This window comes from Bradyrhizobium sp. USDA 4486 (assembly GCF_054057995.1).
Window position 1 is genome coordinate 5472941 of record NZ_JBSRZV010000001.1, and the last position, 26387, is coordinate 5499327.

Sequence of the window (26387 nt, forward strand, 5' to 3'; positions counted from 1 at the left end):
GCCGGGCCCCACAAAGCGACGTGGAGGATGCGGGGGCATGGGCCCCCGCTCTGCGGAGCGGCACTTCGCACCGCACCGCGTCCGGGGCACGAGACCTGAGTTTCGGGCGCAACTGCGTCAACCCTGGCAACAAAAAAACGCGGCGCTCCGCCGCGTTTTTCAATTTGTCCTGCCGTGCGTTACGCCTGCGGCTGCGGCTCCAGGCCGGGATCCGGATCGGGGCGCGGGCGCGACTTGCCGGCCGGCGGCACGGCGGAGGCGCGCGGGGTGGTCGGCTCGAGCACGGACTCCCGGTTCGGCTTCTTGCCCTTGAGCAGGTCGACGATCTCGTCGCCGGTCAGCGTCTCGAACTCCAAGAGGCCCTTGGCCAAGGCTTCGAGATCGGCGCGCTTCTCCGTGAGGATGCGGGTCGCTTCCTGATAGCCTTCCTCGACCAGGCGCTTGATCTCGGAGTCGATCTTCTGGACCGTGGCCTCGGAGGCGTTCTGCGTGCGCGAGACCGACATGCCGAGGAAGACCTCGTCCTGGTTTTCGCCGTAGGAGACGGTGCCGAGCTCTTCGGACAGGCCCCAACGCGTCACCATCATGCGGGCCAGGCGCGTGGCCTGCTCGATGTCGGAGGCAGCACCCGAGGTCACCTTCTCGCGGCCGAAGATCAGCTCTTCGGCGACGCGGCCACCCATCATGATGGCAAGGCGCGAGGTCATCTGCTCCAGCGACATCGACAGCTTGTCGCGCTCCGGCAGCTGCATGACCATGCCGAGCGCACGGCCGCGCGGGATGATGGTCGCCTTGTGGATCGGATCGGTCGCCGGCACGTTGAGGCCGACGATGGCGTGGCCGCCCTCGTGATAGGCCGTCAGCAGCTTCTCTTCCTCGGTCATGACGAGCGACTTGCGCTCGGCGCCCATCATCACCTTGTCCTTGGCTTCCTCGAACTCGGCCTGGGTCACCATGCGCTTGTTACGGCGCGCAGCGGTCAGCGCAGCTTCGTTGACGAGGTTCATCAGGTCGGCGCCGGAGAAGCCCGGGGTGCCGCGCGCGATGGTCTTGAGGTTGATATCGGGGGCCAGCGGCACCTTGCGGACGTGAACCTTGAGGATCTGCTCGCGGCCAACGACGTCGGGATTGGGCACCACGACCTGACGGTCGAAGCGGCCGGGACGCAGCAGCGCGGGATCGAGCACGTCGGGGCGGTTGGTGGCGGCGATCAGGATCACGCCCTCGTTGGCCTCGAAGCCGTCCATCTCGACCAGCAGCTGGTTCAGCGTCTGCTCACGCTCGTCATTGCCGCCGCCGAGACCGGCGCCACGGTGACGGCCGACCGCGTCGATTTCGTCGATGAAGATGATGCAGGGCGCGTTCTTCTTGGCCTGCTCGAACATGTCGCGGACGCGGCTGGCGCCGACGCCGACGAACATCTCGACGAAGTCAGATCCCGAGATGGTGAAGAAGGGAACGTTAGCCTCACCAGCCACCGCGCGGGCGATCAGCGTCTTGCCGGTACCGGGAGGTCCGACCAGCAGCACGCCGCGCGGAATCCGGCCGCCGAGGCGCTGGAATTTGCCGGGGTCGCGGAGGAATTCGACGATCTCCTGCAGGTCCTGCTTGGCCTCGTCGACGCCCGCAACGTCCTCGAAGGTGACGCGGCCATGCGCCTCGGTCAGCATCTTGGCGCGCGACTTGCCAAAGCCCATGGCCTTGCCGGCGCCGCCCTGCATCTGCCGCGACAGGAAGATCCAGACACCGATCAGCGCGATGAAGGGCAGCCAGGAGACCAGCAGCGAGACGAACCATGGCACGTTGTCGCCGGGCGGCTTCGCGGTGATCTGGACCTTGCTGTCATAGAGGCGCTTCACCAGCGTCGGGTCGTTCGGCGCATAGGTCTGGAAGCTGGAGCCGTTGGTAAAGGTGCCGTGGATCTCCGGCCCCTGGATCACGACATCGCGCACATTGCCGCGGTCAACTTCGCTCAGGAGCTGGGAGAAGGCGATGTCCTGCGAGGAGGCGCGCTGGCCCGGATTCTGGAAGAGCGTGAACAACGCCAACAGCAGCAAGACAATGATGACCCAGAGGGCGAAATTGCGCAGATTGGCGTTCATCGATCTTCCTTCGTGGTCGCGCGGATCGCGGCCCTGGTCCTTCGGGAGCTATTTGCCCATTTATCTGGCCCAGTTATCGTGGGCAATGCGAGGAAATCCTCAAGGAATCCCCGTCGTTAGACGTCTACAATTTAGGTGCCGCCCCCGTCGCTGCCAAGGGAACGAGATGGGACTATTTATCCCATCTTAGAGCGATTCCCGCTGAAATAATGGCGAGCTGGCCGGGGTTTCTCCTGCCTGGTTAAGGTGTCCTGACGCGGCACGGCGGAAACGGCCGGTGTCATGATCCGCTCTCACCCGCCTTTGGATCGCCGGGCCGGCGCCGGCGCGATGTGGATACGCCCCCCGGCAAGGCTGATCAAGGCTCCCGCGAGGGTTTGCTTCAGGATCGCACGGCCATTTGCGGGGGCACGGCGATTGGCCGCCAGACCGGCGGCGATGGCCCGATCGAGCGCGGCCAGAAGGGTCTCGACCTTGCCGAGTTCCGCCGGCCCTTCATGGCCGTGCGCGTCGATGGCCCGCAGCAGGAGCCGCAGCCGAACTTCCTCTGGAAGCAGGGCAAAGGCCGACGCCTCGAAGCTTCGACCCGCTGCCTGCGACGCATCGCCGCGATCCCTCAGCCGAAGGAAGCGCTCGGCGCCGTCGGCGAGCACCTCGACCGCCGCATTGGCGCGGGCGAGCCTGCCTGCAAGCCGCGCCAGGCTGCGGGCATCGCCGCCCTCGGCCGCGAGCTGCGGCAGCAGCGCGCGCAGCCGCGGCCGGGTGAAATTCACATCACGGTTGGTGGGATCGTCGGCGAAGCCGATCTTCGCCCGCCGCAACGTCGCGATCAGCTTTGACTTCGGGACGTCGAGCAGCGGGCGGGCCAGCACGATGCCGTCGCGCCTCGAGAGCCGCGCCATCGCCGACAATCCGGCCAATCCGCTGCCGCGCAGCATCCGCATCAGCAGCGTCTCCGCCTGGTCGTCACGGGTGTGGGCGGTCAGCACATGGCTCGCGCCCGCCTTGCGCGCGGCCTCTGCGAGGAGGCGGTAGCGGGCCTCGCGCGCCGCCGCGGCCAGACCCGTCTTCGGCTTTTCGCCGCGCCAGCGCAGGGTCCGGTGCGGCAGGCCGAGCTCGGTCGCGAGCCGCTTGACCTCGCGCGCCTCGCGCGCGGCTTCGGGACGCAGACCATGATCGACGGTGACGACGGTGAGCTGCGGCCCGCGTGCGAGGCTTCGCTGCCAGCGCGCCGCGAGCCACATCAGGGCAACGGAGTCGGGCCCGCCGGAGACCGCGAGCACCAGCGCGGGGGCGCTTTTCAGCTCTGCGAAGAGCTGCTTCGCCTCGCGCGCCGAGATCGGTGAATCGTCGTCGTCTGACATGACGCTGCAATCGTCCGCGGATGGATCGACTGTTTAGCGCAACGCCGTCCGCCTTGTCAGCGACCGCGCTTGTTCGAGCATGATCTTTCGGAAAACCGCTGCACAATTTGCGCTAACGCGGCCCTTCGGGTCCGGATCATGCTCTAGCACTTCACCCGCTTCTGCTCGCGATCGACCGCGGCCTTGACGCCGGCCGAGGCGCGCGGATATTTGCGGCCGACCTCACCGAACGCGGCGCAGGCGGCCTCCTTCTCCTTCAGCGCCGCGAGCGACTGGCCGAGCCGCAGCAGCGCATCGGGCGCCTTGGCCGATTTGTCGTATTTTGTGGTGACGGCGAGGAAGGCCTCTGCGGAATCGCGATATTGCTGGCGCTGGTAGTAGCTTTCGCCGAGCCAGTATTGCGCATCGCCGAGCAGCGGGTCGTTCGGATATTTCTGCGCAAAGTTCTTCATGGTCTGCTCGGCGAGCGCGTAGTCCTTGCGCTGCATGTAGCCGATGCCGAGGTCGAACTCGTCGCGCGGCGTTGCCGAGGGCGGCAGCGTCGTCAGGCCGGTGCCGCCCGATGGCGCGGGATAGCCCTGTTGTGCCGGAGGATAGCCCGGCTGTGCGGCCGGCGGCACGCCCTGCTGGTAGCGCGGGCTGGTGTTGGCGAGATCGAGCGGCTCGCCGGCGTTGCGGCCGCCGGGGGCACCGACCTGACCGGTGGCCGGCACCGGCTGCTGGCCGCCGCCGAGCGCGCGCGGCGCGCCGGGCGCATTGGGGTTCTGGCTCGGGTCGAAGGCATCGCCGCGGCGGCGCGTGCCGGGGGCACCGGGCGCCGGCTGCTCCTGGACGATCGGCGCGGGCGATGCGATCTGCGGCTGCTCGTAACCCGGCTGCGCGGCATGCTGCGGCTGGCGATAGGCCGGCGCGGGCGGCGCGGCTGAGACATTGGGCTGGACCGGCACCTGTCCGGGCGCGGCTTGCGCGCCGCCCTCGAGCGCGCGCAGGCGCTCTTCGAGTTGGCGGTTGCGATATTGCAGCTCTTCATTCTGGCCGGTGAGCTGGCGCAGCTGGTTCTCCAGCCGTTCGATCCGCATCTCGGGATCGTCATCCGACTGCGCCAGGATCGACTGCGCCAAGGCGGGCGAGCTCAAGACCATCGGCGAGCACAAGGAGAGCAGCGCGGCGGTCGCCGCGGTGCCGGTAAAAGCCTTAAATCTGGATGACATCTTGCCCTGACGACAAAAGCGAAATGGCCTGCGACGGAACCTTCGACGCGCCACACATTGAAGTGGAGTACGCCAAAAATGTGACTGCTACAAAGGGGTTTCTGTCACAGATCGCTGAAACGAAACCGGCGCCCAGGAGGGCGCCGGATCATCTGTTTCCGAAGCTGAACGGCCGCTGACTGGTCGTTACGAGCTCGCGTTCAGGACGGTGACGGCGCGCCGGTTCTGCGACCAGCAGGAGATGTCGTTGCAGACGGCGACGGGCCGCTCCTTGCCGTAGGAGATCGTGCGCATGCGGTTCGGATCGATGCCGCGCGAGGCGAGGAACGAGCGCACCGACTGGGCGCGGCGGGCGCCGAGGGCGATGTTGTATTCGCGGGTGCCGCGCTCGTCGGCATGGCCCTCGATGGTGAAGGAGTAGCGCGGATAGGTCTGGAGCCACTGCGCCTGCTTCTCCAGGGTCACGATCGCCTGCGGGGTCAGATCGGTCTGGTCGCTCTCGAAGAACACGCGGTCGCCGACGTTGACGACGAAGTCCTGCTGACTGCCCGGCGTCGCCGCGCTCGCATTTGCATCCAGGCCCCCGTTCTGCTTGGCGCAGGCGCCCATCGACAGCGCGATTGCCACCACCGCGGCCAGCTTCAATCCCTGGAGGATACGCATAGGATATTTCATTCCGGAGCCTCCACGCTCACGTTCGTCCACTGCTGTCCGGTCTACAGGGGGTTGGTTAAGCGAACGTTCCGTCAACCTTGACGGAACCTTGCCTCACACCGTCAAATGCCCCCAACCCGCGAAAAGCACCCATCATGGTTAATGGGTTGTAAATGTGGCGCGAGGGTGAAGGCAAGCCGCGCCGGAGCCAAAATGCCGGGTTTTGCTGGAATTTTGGACAGCAGAGGCCACGCGGCCACGGAATGCCGTGAGGCCCCCAAGTTGGCCCAGCGACCTGGGCTTAAGCCGGGCTGAGCGGCGCTGAAACGAGCATCGGCCGGGACACGGCCTGGCGCTGGCTGGCACGGTCGAACAGCATCCTGCGCTCGAAAGCGCTCGAGCGCATGATCGGAAAGCGGGTCAGGACCCGCTCGCGGAGCTTGGCGAAATCGGAGGCCATCAGGACCACCTGTCGCGAATGCCAGCCCGGGAACGGCCGCGGCTCCGTGAGGGTCTCGTGCAGGAAGACGCGGCGATAGAACGCCTGGTGGTCCGTACGCACCATCGCGAGGCCGAGATCGGCCTTGAAATGATCGCAGGCCAGATAGGCCAGTCGCAGCGTCAAATAGGGCAGTTCGTGAAAGCGCTGGCTCTTTTCGGGGTCCGCGGCAAAGCGCGCCGGATCGACGAAAACCTCGCCGCGATCGAGGCGCGGATGAAGAACGTCGCCGAACAATTCGGATGTGTAGGACATCCGCTGCTCCGACGTCAGGACGTGAAGGCGAAGAGAACTACAGAGTTCGCCGTCGAGATAGATTCCGAAGATCCAGGCGTTGGGCGATTCATCGTAGACGTCGACGATCCGCTGCGATTGCGACGGCGAGATCAATCCGCCGTGGAGATAGGCCCGGTAGCGCATCTCATAGACGGCATCTCGTTCCTCGGGAGTCTCGATGAGACGGTAGTCGACGCGGTCGAACAGCCCTGCCCCCCGCATGTCCTGCGGTGCTCGCGGTTCGGCTCCTGACTTCATCTGGTACTCCCGACACTGCAAACAACTTCCGCGAGTGCAAGGGAAGATTAATGACTCCTTAATAAAATTGCAAAGGATTAGGCCCTTTACGGTTAACTTCGGGGGCCCGCAAGACTCCGGGGGAGCGCCAGAAACATCCTGGAAGGAGAGGAGAAAAAAGGAGGGGCTGCGTGCGCGCCGCTAGGCGAAGGAGCGCGAGGAGATCGAAACGATCTGGGCGTCCGCGATGCGGCGGCCATGCGAGGCGTCGAGCAGCTGACGGATCCGGATCGCGGGCACCGGCCGGCTGAACAGGTAGCCCTGCCCTTCGGAGACGGTGCCATCGGCGCTGATCAACTCGAGCTGCTCGTTGGTCTCGATGCCCTCGACAACGACCGACATGCCGAGATCGGCGGACAGCCGCGCCACGCCGCGCAGCAGCGTCAGCGGACGGTCGGTGTCGATTCCTTCCAGGAAGGAGCGGTCGATCTTGACCTTCTGCATCGGGAAATTATGCAGATAGCTGAGGCTGGAATAGCCGGTGCCGAAATCGTCGAGCGAGATGCGCACGCCGAGCGCATGCAATTGCGACAGGATGTCGTGGGTGAGCTGGGTGTTGCGCAGCAGCGAGGATTCGGTGATCTCGATCTCGAGGCGATGCGCCGGAAGCCCTGAGACCTCCAGCGCATAGCGGATTTCGCTCAGCACGTCGCGCTGGTGGAATTGCTGCGGCGAGAAGTTGACGGCGACGCTGACGCCGTCCGGCCACTTCATGCATTCCATGCAGGCGCGGCGCAGGATCCAGCGGCCGAGATCGACGATCAGCCCCATGTCCTCGGCGACAGGGATGATGTCGACCGGCGAGACCGTGCCGCGCACCGGATGATTCCAGCGCAGCAGCGCCTCGCAGGTGGTGATCTTGCCGGACTTGAGGTTGACCAGCGGCTGGTAGAACAGCTCGAACTCCTCGTTGGCGAGCGCCTTGCGCAGGTCGAGTTCGAGGATGCGGCGCGCCTCGACGGTGGCCGCCATCTCGTCGCGGAAGAAGCAGAAGGTGCCGCGGCCGTCGGCCTTGGCGCGGTAGAGCGCCATGTCGGCGTTCTTCAGCAGCGTATCCGCGCTGGCCCCCTCCGGCGAGGTCAGCGCGATGCCGACGCTCGCGCCGATCTCGACCAGATGATTGTCGATGCGGTAGCGCTCGCTCAGGCGCTCGACGATACGGCGCGCGAGCGCCGCCGCGTCCTCGGGCGCATTGAGGTTCTGCTGGAACACGACGAACTCGTCGCCGCCGAAGCGCGCGACGAAATCCTCCGGACGCAGCATCTCGCGCAGGCGATTGGCGACGGCGCAGAGCAGCTGGTCGCCGCAGGGATGGCCGAGCGTGTCGTTGACCTGCTTGAACTGGTCGAGATCGATGAACAGCAGCGCCGACAGACGCTCGGCCGAATGCGAAGCCGCCAGCAGGCACTCGATCTCGTTGCGGAAATGAACGCGGTTGGGCAGCGCCGTCAGCTCATCATAGCGGGCGAGATGGGTGATCTTGGCCTCGGCGTTGCGCCGCTCGGTGACGTCCTCGAGCAGCACAACCGCGCCTCCGTCCGCCATCGGCTGCACGGTCCAGGACAACGACCGGTTTCTCTGCGCGTCGGGATCGACGGTGACGATCTCCTTCGCCCGCGAACTCTCGATCTCGGCGACGATGGTCTCGCCGCTCGCAGCCGAGATGGAGCCGGAGGAGACGCACGCCGCCACGATGTCGCGCGCGCTGACGCCGCTGCGAACGAGCGTGTCGGGCAGGTCCAGCATTTCGCCGAACCGGTGATTCATCACCGCGAGCTGCCTGTCGACGCCGAACATGCACAGGCCGTGCGGCATGTTGTTCAGCGCGGTATCGAACTGGCCGGCGAGTGCCGCCTCGCGTTCGCGCGCGATGACCGCCCGCATGAAGATTTTGTGCAGATTGGCGGAGAGCTGCATGATCGCCAGCAGGAATGCGGCGCTCAAGACCGACATCGCCACGTAGTAGGGCGTGCCGTGCGATGCCAGCGCGATAACCGACGGGACGAACATCAGCGCGGCCTGCAGATGATAGATCGACGGCCGGCCGTAAGCCCTGCCCGCACCACCCCCCACGATGCCCGTCGTGACGGACAGGGCGATCATGTGAACCACGGCGTCGTTGGTGCTCACCAGAGCCAGCGAGCACCATATCCCGATCGCGGCAGCCTGGATCAGCGCGCCGATCAGATAGCGCCGCTGCCAAATCGCAGCCTCTTCGGCGGTCAGGTTCGATTTGCGAGGCAGGAATCGTCGCAGATCGAACAACCGGATCGCTCCGGCGAGGATGATCAGTCCCACCGTTGCCCAGGTCAGGATCTGCCCGGTCCTCAACGCGGTGATGGCCGCTCCGATGGCGACGAAGACGATTCCAGCAAGCAGCGGACCGGGCGCCTCGAAGAGAGAATCGATCTGCGCGGTCGACGCCTTCGGCGCGGCCTGTCCCCGATCGGGTTCTCCGGTCTGGCTTGCGAATTGCATCTGGTTTGTACGCGCGTCCTGTTTGACGCGTACTTTTACCCAGACCAGGTGAAGCCTTTCTGAGGGAACATCGTTAAAGTCGAGTTGTTTTTCGGCAATAACGAACCGATTTCCGCTTATATATCAATCAGCTAGGCAAGCCTTGCCGGGTACAAGGTAAAGGAACACTTGCCTTGCACGCCGGGCGCGAAAAAATCGGCGTTTTTTTTCGAAAACATCGCGCGTCTGAACGCGCGATGTTTTAGCCGCGTGTCCTCATTGGCCCGCGGTCGAGGACAGCAGCGGCGACCATGCCGGATCGGAGGCGAAGCCCGGCGTCGGCACCTTCAGCTCGTTGCGGCCGGAAATGTCGACGGAGTACAGCGACGGTCCGGCATTGCCGCCGGGATCGCGGAAGAACATCAAAACGCGGCCGTTCGGCGAGAACGTCGGACCTTCATTGTGGAAGCCGGAGGTGAGCAGCCGCTCGCCGCTGCCGTCCGGCTTCATGACGCCGATCGAGAACTGTCCGCCGCCCTGCCGGGTGAAGGCGATGTAATCGCCCTTCGGCGACCACACCGGCGTCGAATAGCTGGCGTTGGTGTCGTCCTTGGAGAAGGATATGCGCTGCGCCGCTCCTCCGCCCGCGCCCATCACATAGATCTGCGACCGGCCGCCACGATCGGATTCGAAGCAGATGCGGGTGCCGTCCGGCGAGTAAGAAGGCGACGTGTCGATCGCCGGCGTGTCGGTGAGGCGCGTGGTCGAACGCGAGCGCAGATCCATCACGAACAGGTTGGAATTGCCACCCTGCTGCAGGCTCATGATGACGCGCTGGCCATCCGGCGAGAACCGCGGCGCGAAAGTCATGCCGGGGAAGTTGCCGACGATCTCGCGCTGGCCGGTCTCGATGTTGAAGAGATAGACCTTCGGATCGCCCTGGCCGAACTCCATATAGGTGATCTCTTGCGAGTTCGGCGAGAAGCGCGGTGTCAGCACGAGATCGGAGCCGCGGGTCAGGTAGCGCACATTGGCGCCGTCCTGGTCCATCATCGCGAGCCGCTTGACGCGGCGCTCCTTCGGGCCGGTCTCGTCGACGAACACGACGCGGCTGTCGAAATAGCCCTTCTCGCCGGTCATCCGCTCATAGATCTGGTCGGAGATGATGTGGGCGATGCGGCGCCAGTATTCCGGCGACGTGAAATATTGCTGGCCCGTGAGCTGCTGGCCGGAGACCACGTCCCACAGGCGGAATTCGGCCTTGAGCCGGCCGTCCGGCTGCCGCGTCATGCGGCCGGTGACGAGGGCCTGCGCGTTGATGGTTTTCCAGTTCTGGAATTGCGGCGCGACGTCGATGTTGCTGATGCGCTCGACGAAAGCGGCCTGGTCGATCGGAGCAAACAGGCCGGAGCGCTTCAGATTGTTGGTGATGACCTGCGTCACGCCGTTGCCGACGTCGCCGTCGGACGGCGAACCCGGCAGGAAATTGGAGATCGCGATCGGGATCGGCTGGAATTCGGTGGGATCGATGCGGATGCGCGGCTGGCCTTGCGCGAAGGCGTGTCCGCCGCCGAGCATCGCGAGCGTCGACCCGGTCAGGGTCATGAAGCGGCGGCGGTTCATCGATCGAGCGTCATTCATTGCAAAATTCTTTTGTTCGGATGTCACAACATGTCTTTCAGGCCGAAAGTCATCGGAATGAGCTTCCAGCTCTCGTATTGCTGCTTCGGCATGAAGGAATATACCTGGCACTGCACGATGGCGCGCTTGGCGCTCTCGGCCACCGCCTGGGCGATCGACCGCGACGGTCCCCTCACCGCGACGACGATAGGCTCGGACGCGAGCGATCCGTCGATCTTCATCGGGATGTCGATGTCGGCTTCGTACAGATCCGCATCCTGCCCGTTATAGGTGGGTGTAAAGCAGCGCTTGACCGCACCCTGGAACGCGCCGCGCCAGGTCGCGACATTGTTGGCGGCGGTCCCGGTGGCCGCTCCCAGAGATGCCGACGCGTTCAGCGCCGCGCCGGCAAGCTCGTGCCGGGTCGCGGCGCGCTTGTCGAGATCGCGCTGGATCTGCGCAGGATCGAAGGTGCGCTCCTTGGGCTTGGGCTGCTGCTGCGGCTGCACCGCGGCGATCTTCTGCTCCACGGGCTTGGGCGGCGGCTTCTTCGTTTCCAACTTCTTCTGCAGCTCGGCGATCGGATCTTCCTTGGCCGGATCAGGCTTCTTCTCCTGCGGCTTCGGTTCCTCCTTCGGCTTCGTCTCGGCAACCGGCTTCGGCGGCTCGGGCTTCTTCTCGACCGGCTTCTCGACGGGTTTCGGCGGCGGCTCCGGCGTCGAGTTGGTCTTGATCAGCTCTTTCTTCTCGGTGACCTTGCCGACGGCATCTTCTTCCGGCTTGGCTTCCGCGATCTTCTCGACCTTGGGCTTCAGCTCTTCCTTCTTGCCGGTCTTCTGCCCCGCCATCATCTTGGCGAGCTGATCGGAGGAGATGATGTCGATCGGAAGCGACTCTTCCGGCGCGACGAAGGCCCTGCTGCTAAAGGTGACGAGACCCCATCCCAGCACCAGGACATGGAGGGCAATCGACGCAACGAGTGTCTTGTCGACCTTCACCTTCACGGCCTTAAGACCCCTGATCCGCTTCCGTGACGAGCGCCAGCTTCTTGAATCCGGCTCCCGACAACAGCCCCATCACCTTGGCTACCGTGCCGTAATCCGCCTTCTTGTCGGCGCGGAGATAAATCCGCTCCTCGAGCCCGCCGCGCGCATCCGTGATTGCCTTCAGCTTCGGCACCAGCTCGTTGATCGCGATCTCCTGGTCGTTGATGAACACCTTGCCCTTGACGTCGACCGACATCTGGATCGGCTTCTGGTCGTTCTGCTCGAGGCTCTTGGCCTGGGTCTGCGGCAGATCGAGCGGCACGCCGACGGTGAGCAGCGGTGCCGACACCATGAAGATGATGAGCAGCACCAGCATCACGTCGACCATCGGGGTGACGTTGATCTCGGCCATGACCGGCTTGCGCCGGCTGCGGCGGCCGCCGCCTCCGGACGAACTCGCGACGTTCATGCCCATGGTCTGGTGCCCAAATTGCCCTTCACACTATACATGCCGTCCGTCAGCCCCGCTCGTCGATCTGACGCGACAGGATGGCTGAAAATTCATCGGCGAAGCCCTCGAGCCGCTGCGCCTGCCGGTTCACCTCGGACGTGAACTTATTGTAGAAAATAGTGGCAGGAATGGCGGCGATAAGGCCGACCGCGGTCGCGAACAGCGCTTCCGCGATACCGGGGGCCACCACCGCCAAAGAGGTATTTTTCGACGCCGCGATGGACTGGAAGCTCGACATGATGCCCCAGACCGTGCCGAACAGGCCGACGAAGGGGCCGGCGGAGCCGACGGTGGCGAGCACCAGGAGCCGGCGTTCCAGCCGCTCGACCTCGCGCGCGATCGAGACGTTCATGACCTTGTCGATGCGCATTTGAAGGCCGGCGACCGAGCGGGCGTGGCTTTCGAACGAGCGCTTCCACTCGCGCATCGCGGCGACGAAGCAGGCGGCCATCGAATGCGTCGGCTTGGCCGAGAGGGTGCGGTAGAGCTCCTCGATCGATTCGCCGGACCAGAAAGCCTGCTCGAAGCGGTCCATCGAACGGCGGGTGCGGGAAAACAGGAAGATCTTGTCGATGGCGATCGCCCAGACCCAGACAGAGCAGGACAGAAGCCCCAGCATGACCCCTTTCACGATCCAGTGAGCCTGCCAGAACAGCGCGATCAGCGACACGTCCGCGGAAGCGGCAACCGGAAGGGCTGACTGAGCCACGTCGGCCGGATTCATAAGCAGTATCCTCTCAAGGCGATCGTTACCTGATGTCCGTGACAGCAAATGGCTGCCGGTTCCCAACTGCCGCGCCGGAACCGGTGCAGCGGCAAGCCCGCTCAAAGCCTCATCTTTCTGGGGTGCAAGGGCTGGTCCAAAGCCGGCTGCCTGCATTTCCCTGCCAAGATGTCAAAACTATGGGCCTCGACCTCGGGCTTTGGGCGCGATTGTCCATAAATACCAGAGCCCGCCGATGGTTAACGCCGGGTTACCAGGAGCAAATTTGGCTGCGGGAAAGGTCGGTAGCGCAGGGGGATGGCCGTCTTGCCGCGGCGGAGGCATTGTGCGGCGGCTCCCTGGGGCCAGGCCGGCCCGGCGGACCCCCGCAAGGGGAGAGGGAGCGCAGTCGGCCGCGCAGCCTCACCCTGGACTTCCTTGCAAGGCGAGCATCGGGTCTGCCGCGTTGACCTGAGGGAACTAGCGCTCGCCCCAAAAAATTGTCCCGAAAATCACTTTCAGCGAGTCATTGCCATGAGCATCAATCCCAAGACGACCGCCGCGATCGGCGATCATCCGGTCCACCCCATGATCATCCCGTTTCCTGTCGCGTTCCTGGTCGGCGCGCCCATCGCCGATCTGGCGTTCATCGGCACCGGCGACACCTTCTGGGCTAGGGCCGCGATGTGGCTGATCGGCGCCGGCATCGTCATGGCGCTGGTTGCCGCCGCCGCCGGCTTCACCGATTTCCTCAGCGAGCCCCGCATCCGCCGGCTCAACGATGCCTGGTATCACATGGTCGGCAATCTTGCGGCCGTCGTGCTGGCGCTGATCAATGTCTATCTGCGCTATGCACAAGGTGCGGAGGCTGCGATCAAGCCGTGGGGCGTCGTGCTGTCCCTGATCGTGGTCGGCATCCTGCTGTTCACGGGATGGAAGGGCTGGGAGATGGTGTATCGCCATCACGTCGCGGTGGTGGATGCTCCAGGCCAGACCAGCTCGGAGCCGGTCACGCCGCACCATGGCGGCGAGAGCCATCGCCGCGCGGCCTGAGTGAGCTCGCGACGGATCGCCGGTGACGGGCCCTCACCACTTCTCCTTGGAGGTCCGCACATCGAGCTCGAACGACCAGGCGCGTTCGGGCTGGCGGTAGAGGAAGGCGAAGGCATCGACGATGCCTTTGATGTCGATCAGACTGTCCTCGCGGCCGGCCGCATCCGGAAAGCGCGAGAAGATCTTGTCGCCTGCGAGGGCGCATATAGGCGGTCCGGATCAGAGCGCCAGTGATGCCGGCGGGACGTAGCGCCGCTCGGATGCGCAGGCAAACCGGGCCTGCTTGCGCAAGTCGAGCGCATACAGTCGGCCGCACGCCGCGGCGAGCACGGGAAGGCCATAAATCGCGAAATCGCGGACTGCGCGCCTCCGCTGAAGCTTTGGCGTACGAGAGCGGGGAGAGGTCACCAAACCCGACCGCCCGCCTGCGGGTTGCGCAGGCGGGCGGCTCGGGGCCATCAGGACTTTGGGGGCATGCGCCTGAAGGCTTTGACAGGTGTCGGCGTCAGATCAGCCCTGTTGCTGGTCCGTCGGCGGCGGGGTCGGACGCGCCTTGTGCTGCGCCATGAACTGGTCGAACTCTTCCTTGTCCTTGGCGTGACGCAGACGGGTCAGGAAATCCTTGAACTCGCGCTGCTCTTCCTCGAGCCGCTGCAGCGTCTCGGCGCGGTATTCGTCAAAGGCGCGGTTGCCCGAGGACGGCGGGCCGAAGCCAAAGCCGAAGCCGCGGCGCTCCATGCGATCACGCATGCGATCCATCTTGTACTGCATCCGCTCCATCTTGTTCTGCCAGCGATCCTGGTGGCTCCAGCACGACATTCTTCTGCTCCCGAGTGTGAAAAAGAGAAGGGCAAGTCCGATCGGCCACCAGATGATGAAGCCGAGGATGGTCACGGCGATCCAGCCGGGATGCCAGGGCGTGTCGAGCATGCGGGGACGCTCGTACTGTTGGTATTGATCCGAAGGGCCGCGCCATCGATTGACATCAGCGGTGTAGGCCATTTCCCATCTCCATCACGGCATCAGCGCCGTTGTGAATGTAAATAACATTTACATAGCTAGACCATCCCGCGATTTTGTCAAGCTGGCCGCCCAACAGGCCCGCGGAATTATTTGCGCAACTTTATTTCGGCTTGCCCCAGGGTCCGCCGGGCGGGACTCCAGAACCGGAGGAAGCCTCCGAGGGCACCGGCGGCGGCTCGGCGCTCTTCGCGGCCGGCCGGCGGTCGGTCGGGAAACCGAGGCCGCGCAGATAGATCAGCACCTCGGCCTCGAGCAGCTCGTCCGGCGACATCGGCAGCTTGCGCCGCGCGGCATCGCCGCGGGAGAACAGCGAAGCGACGCCGTGCGCCATCGACCAAATGTGCAGTGCCATCATCATCGCCGGCGGACGCGGCGTGCCGGGAGGTGCGAGCGCAGCGAGACGCTCAGCGGCGGCGCGAATGACGTTAAAAGCGCGCTCGCTAGCGGCCTGTAGCGCCGGATTGGCATCGACCGGCAGGCCGGATTCGAACATCGCGTTGTAGAAGGCGGGCTCTTCGCGGGCGAAGGCGAGATAGGCCCGGCCGACACGCTCGAACGCGGTGACGGTGTCGGGGCGCCCGTCGTCCCAGGCTGCGGTCAGCCGCGATTCAAACTGTTCAAAGCCACGCTGGGCAATCGAGGACAACAGCTCGTCACGGTCGCGGAAATGCCGGTACGGCGCCGCCGCACTGACGCCGGCCATGCGCGCTGCATCGGCGAAGGTGAAGCCGGCCGCGCCCTTCTCGGCGATCAGCCCGAGGGCGGCCTGCAACAGGGCTTCCTTCAGATTGCCGTGGTGGTAGCCGCGCTCGGCGCGGCGCTGCTCCTTGCGCCAGCTCATGTGAACGGCTTTTACATGAGCCGCGCGTGAAGGTCACTAGCGCAGGCCGGGTTTGATGAACCCGTATTTTCCGCAGTCATTCCGGGGCGGCTCGAAGAGCCGAACCCGGAATCTCGAGATTCTCAGGTGCGCAATTGCGCACCATAGTTCGAGGCTTCGCATCGCCCCGGAATGATGGCCAACTTGACAGTCGCCCGAAGCTACATCTGCGGAATCGCCAGCACGGGCATGACCTCGATGGCCTCACCCGGGAAGATCGCAAAATGCGGATGGTTCTCGAACAATCTTGCGGCCTCCTCCTGCGAGGCGGCCCGGATCACGGTGAAGCCGGTCAGCGCGTTGCTGATCTCGGTGATGCCCTTTGCGTCGATCCGGCGGGTCTTGCCGAGCGGGCCGCCCATCTCGACGATGACGTCCTTGTGCTTCTCGACCCAGCCATGCCAGGCGGCCATGCCCTCGCGCTCCCTGGCCTTCCGATCCGCTTCGGGCATCGCGTGCCAGGCTTTCATTTTTTCGCCGCTCATGCTGCCGAGATAGACGGCGAGAAATTTGTGTTCGGTGCTCATCGGTTCTCTCTCCCTTGTTGATGGATTGAGGCAAGCCGTGATCGTCTCGCGGGCACGGTCGCTACTTCCTGAGGTCGTCGAAGCCGGCGGCGACCGCCTGCACGTCGGGCGGAAAGTCGGACATCTCCTGCACCTGCCGGATCTCGATGATCTCGTTGGCCGAGGCCGGGCACTTCTTGGCCCAGGCGATCGCTTCCGCGCGCGAATCCACCTCGATCATCCAGTAGCCGCCGAGGACTTCCTTGGCTTCCGCGAAGGGACCGTCGGTCACGACCGGCTCGCCGGTCGCAAACGAGACGCGCGCGCCCATCGAGGGCGGGTGCAGGCCGTCGAGCGTGATCAGCACGCCGGCATCCTTCAGCGCCTCGTTGTAGCGCATCATCGCGGCGACGCGCTCGGGATCGAGTTGAACGTCCGGCGGCGCGCTCTCGTAGCCAAGCGGGATCATCAGCATCATGAATCGCATGGGAGTTCCTTGCTTTCACTGTCGGCGAGAAAGGCGGCAGAGCCGTCCCCTCACCTCCAAGACGAGCGGGACCTTGCGGAACCGACACGGCGACGAAAATTATCTGGCAGGCTTTCGTAGGTGCCGTCTATGCGCTCCGCATTCCCGTCATCCGCGCGCAACCGCGAAGCGGGTGTCGCTGAAGGCCCTCACGCGGCAAAGCCGCGTGAGCCTCCAGGGATGAATCGGCCCCGATGCAGCCAGGCCGTCGCCCTTCGAGGCCACCGAAGAAGCGGCCGGCTCAAGGGGACGGTCCTAACGCGCGAGCAGTCCGTTCATCGGCAAGCGTCTTTCTCCCCCGGACAAAAGCGCAGTAAAAGAAGCCCGCCCGCACGCACGCCCCTTTTGACTCAAGGATAGATCAGCCATGCCCCCTGCCCCGCAAAAAGTCGCCCTGGTCACTGGAGCCGCGCGCGGCATCGGGCTTGCGACGGCGAAAAAGTTCCTGGCCGAGGGCTGGCGCGTGGCGCTGCTCGACATCGAGGGCGAGTTGCAGGCGAGCGCGGCCGCGGCGCTGGAGAAGCCCGACGACACGCTGGCGATCAGCTGCGATATATCCGACACAGCGGCCGTCGGAGCTGCGATGGCCGTAATCATGAGCCGCTTCGGCCGGCTCGATGCGCTCGTCAACAATGCCGGCGTCGCCGTGTTCGCGCCGGTGCTGGAGACCAGCGATGCGGACTGGAACAGGATCATGGCGGTCAACCTCACCGGCCCTTTCCTGTGCACCAAGGCGGCGGTGCCCCTGATGCGCGAGCAGGGCGGCGGCGCCATCGTCAACATCACCTCGATCTCGGCGGTGCGCGCCTCGACGCTGCGCTCGGCCTACGGCACCAGCAAAGCGGGCCTCGCACACCTGACGAAGCAGCTTGCGGTCGAGCTCGCCTCGCTCAACATCCGCGTCAATGCGGTGGCGCCGGGTCCGGTCGACACCGCGATGGCCAAGCAGGTGCACACCAGGGAGATCCGCGCCGATTATCACGACGCCATTCCGCTCAACCGCTACGGCCTGGAGGAGGAACTCGCCGAGGCGATCTACTTCCTGTGCTCGGAACGCGCGAGCTACATCACCGGCCAAATTTTGGCCGTTGATGGCGGCTTCGATGCAGCCGGCATCGGCCTGCCGACGCTGCGCGGGCAGCGGCGAAACGGGTAGCACCTTGTTGGGTGGGCAAAGGCGCAGCGCGCCGCGCCGACCAATTCTCCCAATTTGCGGCGCCATTGGTGGGCACGCTAGGCTTTGCCAACGCTACGAGACCTGCGGTGTCGATTGTGCGGAGAGTATCATGCGACGCGTCACCTTCCTCAAAGTCCTGATGCTCGCATCTGCGGTGCTCGCCGCCGTGCCCGCCGCGGCCGAAATCCGCATCATCCAGTCGCCGGGCGGACAGGTCGGTCCATTCCTCGATCTGTTCGAGAAGGTGCGCGAGAGCGGCGAGCGCGTGGTGATCGACGGGCCGTGCCTGTCGGCCTGCACGCTGGTGCTGAGCATCGTGCCGGGCGAGCGCATCTGTGTGACGAAGCGGGCCGTGCTCGGCTTCCATGCAGCGCGGTCGGTCGATCGGCGCGGGCGCTTCTATGCCGAGCCGGAAGCATCCGACGCGGTGCTCGCCGCCTATCCCGGCCCGGTGCGCGACTGGATCAGCCGCCGCGGCGGCCTCACCTCGCGGCTGCTCTTGCTGAAAGGGCGCGATCTCGCCGCGATCTATCCGCGCTGCCGATGAAGTTTTCGCGGCCAGCTGCTCCTGCCCGCGCGGAGCGCGGCAGACATAGGCGGGTCTTCTAAAAAAGAGTCTGGATCAACGGTGCCAGCTTCAAGCTTGCACAGATGAGCATCCCCCAAAGAGCGAAATTGATCTGTAGCGCCGCTGCCATCGGTCGCTCCCCTTCCAAGTCCGTTCATCCCGGTTTGTCGGTCTTGTGAACCAGAATTAGCGATTTTGTCGCGGAGATGACAGCTTAATCTTGCGCCAGTTGTTGTGCGCTGCGGTCCGCGCGATGTGACGACGCGGACCGCAATTTCCGCTGACCGCATCAAGCAGCCGAGCGGACCTACATGCCTTCGGCGGGGCAGTTCACCATCCAGGGAATGCCGAACTTGTCGACGCACATGCCAAAGCCCTTGGCCCAGAAGGTCTTGCTGAAGGGCATGGTAACGGTGCCGCCATCGGCAAGCGCGTTGAACTTGCGCTCGCCCTCCGCGGGGTCCGCAACCGTGAGCGAGATCGAAAAGCCCTGGGGTTTTTGAGCATGCTCGGGCGGCGCGTCCGAGGCCATTAGCACGCTGCCGTCGGGCAGCGACATCCGCGCATGCATGATCGTCTTCTCGCGGCCAGGCGCGGCGGGCATGTCCGGCGGCGCCTCGGAGGCGCGCATCATCGCGTCGATCTTGCCGCCGAGAACCTTGGCATAGTAGTTGAACGCAGCTTCGCAGGTGTCCTGATAGAACAGATAGGGATTGAGCATCGTTTCTCTCCTTTTCGCTTCTCTGGGCAGTACGCGCGTTACTTCTCGGTGAGCTTCTTCAGACTGGAGAGGCCAGTCTCAAAATCCTTGCCGATCATGTGGTCCATGTTGATGAAGACCTGCATGAGCTTCGACATGAACGGGGCCGGACCGTACATCGCCCACGTGACCAGTGTGGCATCGCCTTGCGGCACAAAGGTGAACTCCGCAGTGTTGTGACCTTCGAACGGGCGCTCGAAATCGAGCTTGATACGGAGCTTCGAGGGCGTGTTCGCGTCGAGGATCTCCATGTGGCCGGCGCCGACATTGTTGTTGCCATCCCAGGCATAGGTGGCGCCCTTGCCTGCAGCGGTTCCGCCGTAGCTGCGCTTCATGGCGGGATCGCGGTTCTCGTAGGGCGACCAGTTGGTCCAGAAGTGGAAATCGGAAACCAGCGGATAGATCGCAGCGGCCGGCGCCTTCACGGCGATCGAGCGCTCGACACGGAACGTATCGGGCTTTGTCAGCGCGACGACGAGGATGGCGGCAATTCCGACCGCGAGCACGACAGCGGCGATGGCAACAGCTTTCAGCATGAATGGCTCCCTTGATATGGGATTAAGACGAAGGGGAACGGCGGGGACCGACAATTCGAGAGGAGATTTTTCGCGTTCCCTCGCTCGTCATTCCGGGGCGATGCGCAGCATCGAACCCGGAATCTCGAGATTCCGGGTTCACCCTTCGGGCGCCCCGGAATGACGCCTGCGGCGTCACTTCACCTTCGCAGCCTGCTTCGTGGCTCCCTCGCCGCCTTTCGGCTGGCTATCCCGGATCAGGCGATCGAGATGCATGCGGATATGGGCGGCTTCGGCCGAGGTGTTGGCGAGGGCGATGGCGCGGTCGAAGGCGATGCGGGCTTCGTCGTTGCGGCCGAGCTGCATCAGGAAGGCGCCGCGCACGCCGTAAAAATGGAAGTAGTTGGCAAGTTTCGGCGCCAGCGGCTCGATCAGATCGAGCGCGGCTTGCGGCCCGCGCACCTTGGACACCGCGACGGCGCGGTTGAGCGTCACCACGGGTGAAGGCTGCATCACCTCCAGCGCGCCATAGAGCAGGTCGATCTGAGTCCAGTCGGTCTCCTCAGGCGTTGCCGCGCGCGCATGCAGCGCGGCGATCGCGGCCTGAATCTGGTAGGGCCCGGTGCGGCGATGGCGCATCGCCTTGTCGATCAGCGCAAGGCCTTCGGCGATCATGGTGCCGTTCCACAGCGAACGGTCCTGGTCTTCGAGCAGGATCAGCGAACCATCGGCGGCGAAACGCGCGGCGCTGCGGGCATGCTGCAGCAGGATCAGCGCCGTGAGCCCCATGATCTCCGGCTCACTCTGGAACAGCCGCAGCAGCAGCCGCGCCAGCCGGATCGCCTCCTCGCACAGCGGCTTCCTGATCTCGGCGGTATCGCCGCTCGCCGAATAGCCCTCGTTGAAGATCAGATAGATCATCGCTGCGACGCCGGCGAGCCGCTCGGAGCGCTCGACCGCGCCGGGCGCCTCGAACGGCGTCCCGGCCTCGGCGACCTTGGCCTTGGCGCGGGTGATACGCTGCTCCATCGCCGCTTCCGACACCAGGAAGGCGCGCGCGATCTGCTTCACCGACAGGCCGGAGACGATGCGCAAGGCGAGCGCGATCTGCTGCGTCGCCGGCAGTTGCGGATGGCAGCAGATGAACATCAGCCGCAAGATGTCGTCGCGGTAATGCGAGCCGTCGAGCCGCTCGGCGAGGGCGCCTTCGGCATCGTCGAGATCGGAGATGGCCTGGTCGTCCTCCGGCAGCGGCTGCTGCTTGCGGGCGCGGCGCACCTCGTCGATCGCGACGTTGCGGCCGACCATGATCAGCCAGGCCGCGGGATCGCGCGGCGGCCCGTTCTGCGGCCAGGTTTTCAGCGCGCGCAGGCAGGCGTTCTGGAAGGCCTCCTCGGCCGTATCGAGATCGCGGAAATAGCGCAACAGCGCGCCGACCGCCTGGGGTCGCGCCGAGGTCAGCGCGGTCTCGATCCAGGCGGTGTCAGTATCGCTCACGCCGAAATTCCTCCGGGCCGGAACACGCCGACGGGACGCACCTCATAGGCGCCGCCGGGATTGGCAGCGCCAAGATCGCGCGCGACGTCGAGTGCGTCATCGAGATTCTTGCAGTCGACGATGTAGAAGCCGAGCAGCTGCTCCTTGGTCTCGGCATAGGGGCCGTCGAGCACCAGCGGCGGGTCCTCCTTGCGCAAGGTCGCCGCCGCTGTGGTCGGCAGCAGCCGCGCCACCGGGCCGAGCCGGCCTTGGCTCGTCAGCTTCTCCTGCACCACGGCGAGCTTCTTCATCACGGCCTCGTCCTGCTCCTTGCTCCAGGAGCCGACGAAGTCCTCGTCGTGATAGCAAAGGATCGCATAAAGCATGGGCAGCACCTTCCCTGACCGCTTGTTTTGAAGACGGTCCACTATGCCTCGCTCCGACAGCGCTGCGGAAAAAAATTGCGAGAAAAATCCGGCAGATCGTGTCAAGGAGGGCTTTCGAACGCGGAACCTGATGAGGCACTACGAATGACCATGGGCACACTGGCCGTCCTGATCAACAGCACCCAGCAGAACTGGCTGCCGGAGCGCTGGAAGGCGCGGTTCGATGCGGTCTGCGGCGGCCGCCGCGTGGTGCTGCTGCCGGATGCCTGCCTCGATCCGGCCGAGGTGCACTATGCGGCGGTGTGGAAGCCGGTGCCGGGCGACCTCGGCTCCTTCCCCAATCTGCGGGCGATCTTCAATCTCGGCGCCGGCGTCGATGCACTGATGGCGGACAAGAGCCTGCCCGACGTGCCGCTGGTGCGCGTCGCCCTTCCTGACCTCACCAACCGCATGACCGAATATGTCGTGCTGCACGTACTGATGCACCACCGCCAGGAGCTGTACCTGCGCGAGTCGCAGCGCGCCAAACGCTGGGAGCCGCAATATCAGTGGCCGGCGAGCGCCGTCACGGTCGGCGTGATGGGCCTCGGAACGCTCGGCGCTGACGCGGCCGACGTGCTGCGCCGGCTCGGCTTCCGCGTCGCCGGCTGGAGCCGCAGCCCGCGCACGATCGCAGGCGTCGACTGTTTTCACGGCACCGCGGGCATGGATGTGTTCCTGCGCAAAACCCACATCCTGGTGTCGCTGCTGCCGCTGACGCCCGACACGCGCGGCATCCTCAATCGCGACGTTTTCGCCAAGCTGAACCGCACCAGCCCGCTCGGCGCGCCCGTGCTGATCAATGCCGGCCGTGGCGGCCTTCAGAACGAAGCCGACATCCTGGCCTGCCTCGACGACGGCACGCTCGGCGCTGCCTCGCTCGACGTCTTCGTGCAGGAGCCGCAGCCGAAAGGCAGCCGGTTCTGGACCCATCCGAAGGTGGTGCTGACCCCGCACAACGCAGCCGATACGGATGCAGAGGCCATCTCGGCCTATGTCGCCGAACAGATCGCGCGGTTCGAGGCGGGAGGGGTGCTGGAAAACGTGGTGGATCGGGGGAGAGGGTATTAGGGCCCCGGGATTTCGCGAACGCTGGCGCGTCACAATCGGTGTCGTCCCCCCCGTTCACCCTCTCTTAGCGAGAAGTTGATAGGCGTTGTTAACCAACGCTCAAACAACGAGTCGGACATGCGGGTGAGCCTCGGTCTCAGGATGCGGATCACGGTTGCGCTGGCGGTGACGGCGGCGGCGACCGCGCTGTTTGCCGTGCTGGGCGCGATGTGGATCATCTCAGGAATCATCGACCGCGCCGACCAGCGCGAGCTGCGCAGCCATTATGATGCGCTGCTGTCGCGCATCGCTGAAGAATCCCGCCGCGCCGCCGCCATGAGCACGGTGGTGGCCGCGATGCCGGCGACGCAGGATGCGATGGCCAAGCAGGACCGCAATGCCCTCGTCGGCCTGTTCGGACCGGTGTTTGCCGCAACCAAATCGGACTACGGCGTCGAGCAGTTCCAGTTCCATGTGGCGCCGGCGACCTCGTTCCTGCGCGTGCACCAGCCCGCCAAATTCGGCGACGACCTCTCCGGCTTCCGCAAGACCGTCGTCCTCGCCAACCAGGAGCGCAAGGTCGTGGTCGGCCTTGAGGGCGGCGTCGCCGGGCTCGGCATCCGCGGCGTGGTGCCGATCGCGCAAGCCGGCCAGCATCTCGGTTCGGTCGAGTTCGGCCTGACCTTCGGCCAGTCCTTCCTCGACGACTTCAAGACGAATCGCCATGTCGATGTCGCCTTCCATCTCGCCGACGGTGCCGGCTTCAAGCTGTTCGGCGGCACGCTCATGGGCAAGAGCTTCTTCGATGGGGCAGATTACGCCCGCGCCGCCGGCGGCGATTTTACGGTGCGGCAGGGGAAACTGGACGCTACGCCGGTCGCCGCGTTGCTCGGACCGATCAGGGACTTTTCCGGCAAGGCGCTCGGCGCGGTCGAGCTGGTGATGGACAATGCCGACTATGTCGCGTCTGCGGACCGTGCCTGGTGGCTGTCGCTCGGCATTGCCGCGCTCGGGCTCGTGCTGGCGGCGGTCGTCGGCTATCTCATCGCCCGCAGCATCTCGCGCCCGATCCTCTCCATCACAGGCGTGATGCGCGAGCTCGCGGACGGACGGCTCGATGTCGAGGTGCCCGCAAGCAAGACGAATGACGAGGTCGGTGCCATGGTGAAGGCGGTCGCAGTGTTCCGCGACAATGCCGTCAATTTCAGCAGGCTCCAGGCCGATCAGCACGAGGCCAAGGCGCAGTCGGAAGCCGAGAAGCGGCGTGCCTTCGCCGCGCTCGCCGACAATTTCGAAGCGTCGATTCGCGACGTCGTCACCACCGTGTCCTCGGCCGCGGTCGAGATGGAGCAGACCGCACGCTCCATGTCAGCCATCGTCGAGCAGTTGCGGCAGCAGACCCGCAACGTGTCGTCGGCCTCGGCGCTGGCCTCGGAGAACGTGCAGACCGTCGCGGCCGCCGCGGAAGAGCTGTCCTCGTCGATGACCGAGATCAGCCGTCGTCTCGCGCACGCGACCGAAGTGGTGGGCAAGGCCGCCAGCGACGGCCGGGCGTCGAACGCACGGGTGCAGAGCCTTGCCGATGCCGCGCAGAAGATCGGCGACGTCGTCTCCTTCATCAACGGCATCGCGGGCCAGACCAATCTGCTGGCGCTGAACGCGACGATCGAGGCGGCGCGCGCAGGCGAAGCCGGCCGCGGCTTTGCCGTGGTCGCTTCCGAAGTGAAAGCACTGGCAACCCAAACCGCGAAAGCGACGGAAGAAATCGGCGCGCAGGTCAAGGCCGTGCAGGGCGAAACATCAGGTGCGGTGGACGGCATCCAGTCGATCTGCGCAACGATCCAGCAGGTCGATGAGATCTCGGCGGCGATCGCCGCCGCCGTCGGCCAGCAGGGCACGGCGACGCAGGAGATCGCGCAGAACGTCCAGCAGGCCGCCGCCCGCACCGGCGAAGTCTCGCAGAACATTGCGGGCGTCACGGACGGCATCGCGGCGACCGGCACGGCCGCTGAGGAAGTGCTGGGCTCGGCGATCGAGCTGTCCAAACAGTCGCAGCGGCTGCGGGACGAGGTGGATCGTTTCCTCGCGCAGATTCGCGCGGCGTAGTCAGGCGCGGTAGCGGTCCACACGCCCGCTGTCGTTCCCGCAAACGCGGGAACCCATAACCCCAGAGAGAAGTGTGGTGCGAAGCTGGTAGCTCCGAGCCTTCGCCAAACGTCTTCCTGTGGCTACTGCGACGAGTGCAAGCGCTCGCGCTGGGGTCCCGGGCTCGCGCTATGCGCGCCCTGGGACGACGGCTCAGGCTTTGGTGCCAGCTCCCACCATCACATCGATCGCGCCTTTCACGATGGCCTCGAGCTCCTTGCGCGGGACCCGGGCGCGCGAGCGGATCGCGATGGTGTGGACGGTGGCGGAGGCGATCTGCGCCAGCGCGAGCGGATCGGCGCTCTGCGGCAACTCGCCCTTCTCCTTGGCGCGGCGGAAGCAGCTCGCAAAAGCCTTGTCGAGGCCGGTGAGACCGTCGAGCACCATGGCGCGGATCTCAGGATCGCTCACGGCCTCGGACGCCGCCGTCACCACCGTGAAGCAGCCGCGCGGGCCGGTGTCGCCGGACAGATAGATGTCCAGCGCGGAAGCGTAGATGCGCTCCAGCCGCTGGCGTAGCGGCATCTCCTGGCGGAAGATCTCGATCATCGCCTCGCCGGCTTCGTCGCGATAGCGCTGGTAGCTCTTGATGTAGAGCTCGCGCTTATCGCCGAACGCGCCATAAAGGCTCGGCCGATTCATGCCGGTGGCTTCGCTGAGATCGTCGAGCGAGGTCGCGGCAAACCCCTGCTTGCGAAACAGGTCGAGCGCCTTGCCGAGCGCGACATCCGGCTCATAGGCGCGCGGCCGTCCGCGGCGCTTAGGCTGATTGGCAGCAGTTGGCGGCTTCGATTTTTGTACCATTTCGCAAAATAATCCTTGACCGCCGATATATTATGCAAGATGGTACAAAAATCAATCTGGCCAGGTTGAACGACACCCAAGAGGATTTTGCCCAAGGAGCCCCAGGATGGATCTTTATTTCTCGCCGCTCGCCTGCTCGATGGCGACCCGCGTCGCGCTGTATGAAGCCGGCGCCGACGCGAACTATCTCGAAGTCGATCCGCCGACCAAGAAAGTGCTGAACGACGGCACCGACTTCCGCACCGTGAACCCGATCGGCCTCGTGCCGACGCTCCGCACCGACGAAGGCGTGGTGCTGACCGAGAACGCCGCGATCCTGCAATACGTCGCCGACCGCTTTCCGCAATCCGGCCTCGGTGCGGCACAGGGCATCGAGCGCACCCGGCTGCATCAATGGCTCTGCTTCATCGGCACCGAGCTGCACAAGGGCCTGTTCATTCCCGTGCTCGACCGCAAGGCGCCGCAGGAAGCGAAAGCCTATGTGCTGGAGAAGAACCTGTCGCGGCTCGACTATCTCGACAGGTACCTGGACGGGCGCGAGTTCCTGCTCGACCATTTCAGCGTGGCCGACGCCTATCTCGTCACGGTCATCAACTGGACCATGGCGACGCCGCCGATCGAGCTTGCGAAATGGCCGAACGTGAAGGCCTATTACGAGCGGCTGCGCCAGCGTCCCTCGATCGCCAAGGCGATCGCGGAGGAGTTCGAGCTGTACAAGGCCGAGCAGGCGCGGAAGAAGGCGGCGGCCTAAAACACGATGAAATGAGGCTCGATTGCTGCAAACATGAAGGCGCGCTCC

The 26387-nt window shown here is 65.1% G+C and carries 25 protein-coding genes; 6 read left to right on the forward strand and 19 right to left on the reverse strand.

The window, feature by feature from the left end:
- Positions 1-179: 179 nt before the first annotated feature.
- The 10 genes from ftsH to tolQ form a co-directional block, all read right to left on the reverse strand.
- Positions 180-2102: an ATP-dependent zinc metalloprotease FtsH gene (gene ftsH, locus ACVWY3_RS25905; RefSeq protein WP_456840990.1), complete on the reverse strand. Its 1923-nt coding sequence runs from the start codon at positions 2100-2102 to the stop codon at positions 180-182.
- Positions 2103-2395: 293 nt separating this feature from the next.
- The gene (gene tilS / locus ACVWY3_RS25910; RefSeq protein WP_456840991.1) at positions 2396-3466 is read right to left on the reverse strand and encodes a tRNA lysidine(34) synthetase TilS; all 1071 of its coding nucleotides are present in this window, start codon (positions 3464-3466) and stop codon (positions 2396-2398) included.
- 143 nt (positions 3467-3609) lie between these two features.
- Positions 3610-4677 carry a tol-pal system protein YbgF gene (gene ybgF / locus ACVWY3_RS25915; RefSeq protein WP_456840992.1) on the reverse strand — a complete coding sequence of 356 codons (1068 nt, stop codon included), beginning with the start codon at positions 4675-4677 and terminating at the stop codon, positions 3610-3612.
- 186 nt (positions 4678-4863) lie between these two features.
- A complete protein-coding gene (pal, locus tag ACVWY3_RS25920) occupies positions 4864-5352 on the reverse strand; it encodes a peptidoglycan-associated lipoprotein Pal (protein WP_271672528.1) in 489 nt (162 codons plus the stop codon).
- A 280-nt stretch (positions 5353-5632) separates the two neighbouring features.
- A complete protein-coding gene (locus ACVWY3_RS25925) occupies positions 5633-6364 on the reverse strand; it encodes an N-acyl amino acid synthase FeeM domain-containing protein (RefSeq protein WP_456840993.1) in 732 nt (243 codons plus the stop codon).
- A 180-nt stretch (positions 6365-6544) separates the two neighbouring features.
- Entirely contained in the window at positions 6545-8881 is a 2337-nt protein-coding gene (locus ACVWY3_RS25930; RefSeq protein WP_456840994.1) for a putative bifunctional diguanylate cyclase/phosphodiesterase, read from the reverse strand.
- A 255-nt stretch (positions 8882-9136) separates the two neighbouring features.
- Positions 9137-10483, reverse strand: coding sequence for a Tol-Pal system beta propeller repeat protein TolB (gene tolB / locus ACVWY3_RS25935; RefSeq protein ID WP_456843462.1), 1347 nt, complete (start codon positions 10481-10483; stop codon positions 9137-9139).
- Positions 10484-10524: 41 nt separating this feature from the next.
- Positions 10525-11484 (reverse strand): protein TolA, encoded by a 960-nt coding sequence (locus tag ACVWY3_RS25940; protein WP_456840995.1) that lies wholly within the window; start codon positions 11482-11484, stop codon positions 10525-10527.
- Between the two features lie 4 nt (positions 11485-11488).
- Positions 11489-11941 (reverse strand): protein TolR, encoded by a 453-nt coding sequence (gene tolR, locus ACVWY3_RS25945; RefSeq protein ID WP_456840996.1) that lies wholly within the window; start codon positions 11939-11941, stop codon positions 11489-11491.
- 43 nt (positions 11942-11984) lie between these two features.
- Entirely contained in the window at positions 11985-12701 is a 717-nt protein-coding gene (gene tolQ, locus ACVWY3_RS25950; RefSeq protein ID WP_027561063.1) for a protein TolQ, read from the reverse strand.
- Positions 12702-13214: 513 nt separating this feature from the next.
- On the opposite strand from tolQ, the gene ACVWY3_RS25955 reads away from it, so the two are divergent.
- The gene (locus ACVWY3_RS25955) at positions 13215-13733 is read left to right on the forward strand and encodes a DUF2231 domain-containing protein (RefSeq protein ID WP_456840997.1); all 519 of its coding nucleotides are present in this window, start codon (positions 13215-13217) and stop codon (positions 13731-13733) included.
- A gap of 510 nt (positions 13734-14243) precedes the next feature.
- Here the strand turns inward: ACVWY3_RS25955 and ACVWY3_RS25960 are convergent.
- The 4 genes from ACVWY3_RS25960 to ACVWY3_RS25975 form a co-directional block, all read right to left on the reverse strand.
- The gene (locus ACVWY3_RS25960; protein WP_456840998.1) at positions 14244-14735 is read right to left on the reverse strand and encodes a DUF2852 domain-containing protein; all 492 of its coding nucleotides are present in this window, start codon (positions 14733-14735) and stop codon (positions 14244-14246) included.
- A gap of 121 nt (positions 14736-14856) precedes the next feature.
- The gene (locus ACVWY3_RS25965; RefSeq protein WP_456840999.1) at positions 14857-15597 is read right to left on the reverse strand and encodes a TetR/AcrR family transcriptional regulator; all 741 of its coding nucleotides are present in this window, start codon (positions 15595-15597) and stop codon (positions 14857-14859) included.
- A 200-nt stretch (positions 15598-15797) separates the two neighbouring features.
- Positions 15798-16163 (reverse strand): hypothetical protein, encoded by a 366-nt coding sequence (locus ACVWY3_RS25970; RefSeq protein ID WP_456841000.1) that lies wholly within the window; start codon positions 16161-16163, stop codon positions 15798-15800.
- Between the two features lie 61 nt (positions 16164-16224).
- Positions 16225-16629 (reverse strand): YciI family protein, encoded by a 405-nt coding sequence (locus tag ACVWY3_RS25975; protein WP_456841001.1) that lies wholly within the window; start codon positions 16627-16629, stop codon positions 16225-16227.
- A 406-nt stretch (positions 16630-17035) separates the two neighbouring features.
- On the opposite strand from ACVWY3_RS25975, the gene ACVWY3_RS25980 reads away from it, so the two are divergent.
- Both ACVWY3_RS25980 and ACVWY3_RS25985 read left to right on the forward strand, forming a co-directional pair.
- Entirely contained in the window at positions 17036-17824 is a 789-nt protein-coding gene (locus tag ACVWY3_RS25980; RefSeq protein ID WP_456841002.1) for an SDR family NAD(P)-dependent oxidoreductase, read from the forward strand.
- A gap of 130 nt (positions 17825-17954) precedes the next feature.
- Positions 17955-18392 (forward strand): hypothetical protein, encoded by a 438-nt coding sequence (locus tag ACVWY3_RS25985; RefSeq protein ID WP_456841003.1) that lies wholly within the window; start codon positions 17955-17957, stop codon positions 18390-18392.
- Positions 18393-18720: 328 nt separating this feature from the next.
- On the opposite strand, the gene ACVWY3_RS25990 is transcribed toward ACVWY3_RS25985, so the two are convergent.
- The 4 genes from ACVWY3_RS25990 to ACVWY3_RS26005 form a co-directional block, all read right to left on the reverse strand.
- Entirely contained in the window at positions 18721-19134 is a 414-nt protein-coding gene (locus ACVWY3_RS25990) for a VOC family protein (protein WP_456841004.1), read from the reverse strand.
- 38 nt (positions 19135-19172) lie between these two features.
- Positions 19173-19709, reverse strand: coding sequence for an SRPBCC family protein (locus tag ACVWY3_RS25995; protein WP_456841005.1), 537 nt, complete (start codon positions 19707-19709; stop codon positions 19173-19175).
- Positions 19710-19883: 174 nt separating this feature from the next.
- Entirely contained in the window at positions 19884-21185 is a 1302-nt protein-coding gene (locus ACVWY3_RS26000; RefSeq protein WP_456841006.1) for an RNA polymerase sigma factor, read from the reverse strand.
- Complete coding sequence (locus ACVWY3_RS26005) at positions 21182-21550, reverse strand: YciI family protein (protein ID WP_271582407.1); 369 nt, start codon at positions 21548-21550, stop codon at positions 21182-21184. Before ACVWY3_RS26005 ends, ACVWY3_RS26000 begins: the two co-directional genes overlap by 4 nt.
- Positions 21551-21694: 144 nt before the next feature.
- Here ACVWY3_RS26005 and ACVWY3_RS26010 point away from each other — a divergent pair, with 144 nt between their 5' ends.
- A complete protein-coding gene (locus tag ACVWY3_RS26010; RefSeq protein ID WP_456841007.1) occupies positions 21695-22660 on the forward strand; it encodes a 2-hydroxyacid dehydrogenase in 966 nt (321 codons plus the stop codon).
- Between the two features lie 117 nt (positions 22661-22777).
- Complete coding sequence (locus ACVWY3_RS26015; protein WP_456841008.1) at positions 22778-24745, forward strand: cache domain-containing protein; 1968 nt, start codon at positions 22778-22780, stop codon at positions 24743-24745.
- A gap of 192 nt (positions 24746-24937) precedes the next feature.
- On the opposite strand, the gene ACVWY3_RS26020 is transcribed toward ACVWY3_RS26015, so the two are convergent.
- Positions 24938-25588 (reverse strand): TetR/AcrR family transcriptional regulator, encoded by a 651-nt coding sequence (locus ACVWY3_RS26020; RefSeq protein ID WP_456841009.1) that lies wholly within the window; start codon positions 25586-25588, stop codon positions 24938-24940.
- 106 nt (positions 25589-25694) lie between these two features.
- Between ACVWY3_RS26020 and ACVWY3_RS26025 the strand changes: the two genes are divergently transcribed.
- The gene (locus ACVWY3_RS26025) at positions 25695-26339 is read left to right on the forward strand and encodes a glutathione binding-like protein (RefSeq protein WP_456841010.1); all 645 of its coding nucleotides are present in this window, start codon (positions 25695-25697) and stop codon (positions 26337-26339) included.
- Positions 26340-26387: the final 48 nt, after the last annotated feature.

What these genes read in the sequence shown, in the direction of transcription:
- ACVWY3_RS26015 (WP_456841008.1), top strand. Translation starts at nt 22,778, where the DNA reads ATGCGGGTGAGCCTCGGTCTCAGGATGCGGATCACGGTTGCGCTGGCG.
- ACVWY3_RS26005 (WP_271582407.1), bottom strand. Translation starts at nt 21,550, where the DNA reads ATGCTTTATGCGATCCTTTGCTATCACGACGAGGACTTCGTCGGCTCC.
- ACVWY3_RS25965 (WP_456840999.1), bottom strand. Translation starts at nt 15,597, where the DNA reads ATGAGCTGGCGCAAGGAGCAGCGCCGCGCCGAGCGCGGCTACCACCAC.
- ACVWY3_RS25925 (WP_456840993.1), bottom strand. Translation starts at nt 6,364, where the DNA reads ATGAAGTCAGGAGCCGAACCGCGAGCACCGCAGGACATGCGGGGGGCA.
- ACVWY3_RS25995 (WP_456841005.1), bottom strand. Translation starts at nt 19,709, where the DNA reads ATGCTGAAAGCTGTTGCCATCGCCGCTGTCGTGCTCGCGGTCGGAATT.
- tilS (WP_456840991.1), bottom strand. Translation starts at nt 3,466, where the DNA reads ATGTCAGACGACGACGATTCACCGATCTCGGCGCGCGAGGCGAAGCAG.
- tolR (WP_456840996.1), bottom strand. Translation starts at nt 11,941, where the DNA reads ATGGGCATGAACGTCGCGAGTTCGTCCGGAGGCGGCGGCCGCCGCAGC.
- ACVWY3_RS26025 (WP_456841010.1), top strand. Translation starts at nt 25,695, where the DNA reads ATGGATCTTTATTTCTCGCCGCTCGCCTGCTCGATGGCGACCCGCGTC.
- ACVWY3_RS25985 (WP_456841003.1), top strand. Translation starts at nt 17,955, where the DNA reads ATGCGACGCGTCACCTTCCTCAAAGTCCTGATGCTCGCATCTGCGGTG.
- ACVWY3_RS25990 (WP_456841004.1), bottom strand. Translation starts at nt 19,134, where the DNA reads ATGCTCAATCCCTATCTGTTCTATCAGGACACCTGCGAAGCTGCGTTC.
- ybgF (WP_456840992.1), bottom strand. Translation starts at nt 4,677, where the DNA reads ATGTCATCCAGATTTAAGGCTTTTACCGGCACCGCGGCGACCGCCGCG.
- tolQ (WP_027561063.1), bottom strand. Translation starts at nt 12,701, where the DNA reads ATGAATCCGGCCGACGTGGCTCAGTCAGCCCTTCCGGTTGCCGCTTCC.
- ACVWY3_RS26020 (WP_456841009.1), bottom strand. Translation starts at nt 25,588, where the DNA reads ATGGTACAAAAATCGAAGCCGCCAACTGCTGCCAATCAGCCTAAGCGC.
- ACVWY3_RS25975 (WP_456841001.1), bottom strand. Translation starts at nt 16,629, where the DNA reads ATGCGATTCATGATGCTGATGATCCCGCTTGGCTACGAGAGCGCGCCG.
- ACVWY3_RS25930 (WP_456840994.1), bottom strand. Translation starts at nt 8,881, where the DNA reads ATGCAATTCGCAAGCCAGACCGGAGAACCCGATCGGGGACAGGCCGCG.
- ACVWY3_RS25955 (WP_456840997.1), top strand. Translation starts at nt 13,215, where the DNA reads ATGAGCATCAATCCCAAGACGACCGCCGCGATCGGCGATCATCCGGTC.
- ACVWY3_RS26010 (WP_456841007.1), top strand. Translation starts at nt 21,695, where the DNA reads ATGACCATGGGCACACTGGCCGTCCTGATCAACAGCACCCAGCAGAAC.
- tolB (WP_456843462.1), bottom strand. Translation starts at nt 10,483, where the DNA reads ATGAACCGCCGCCGCTTCATGACCCTGACCGGGTCGACGCTCGCGATG.
- pal (WP_271672528.1), bottom strand. Translation starts at nt 5,352, where the DNA reads ATGAAATATCCTATGCGTATCCTCCAGGGATTGAAGCTGGCCGCGGTG.
- ACVWY3_RS25960 (WP_456840998.1), bottom strand. Translation starts at nt 14,735, where the DNA reads ATGGCCTACACCGCTGATGTCAATCGATGGCGCGGCCCTTCGGATCAA.
- ACVWY3_RS25970 (WP_456841000.1), bottom strand. Translation starts at nt 16,163, where the DNA reads ATGAGCACCGAACACAAATTTCTCGCCGTCTATCTCGGCAGCATGAGC.
- ftsH (WP_456840990.1), bottom strand. Translation starts at nt 2,102, where the DNA reads ATGAACGCCAATCTGCGCAATTTCGCCCTCTGGGTCATCATTGTCTTG.
- ACVWY3_RS25980 (WP_456841002.1), top strand. Translation starts at nt 17,036, where the DNA reads ATGCCCCCTGCCCCGCAAAAAGTCGCCCTGGTCACTGGAGCCGCGCGC.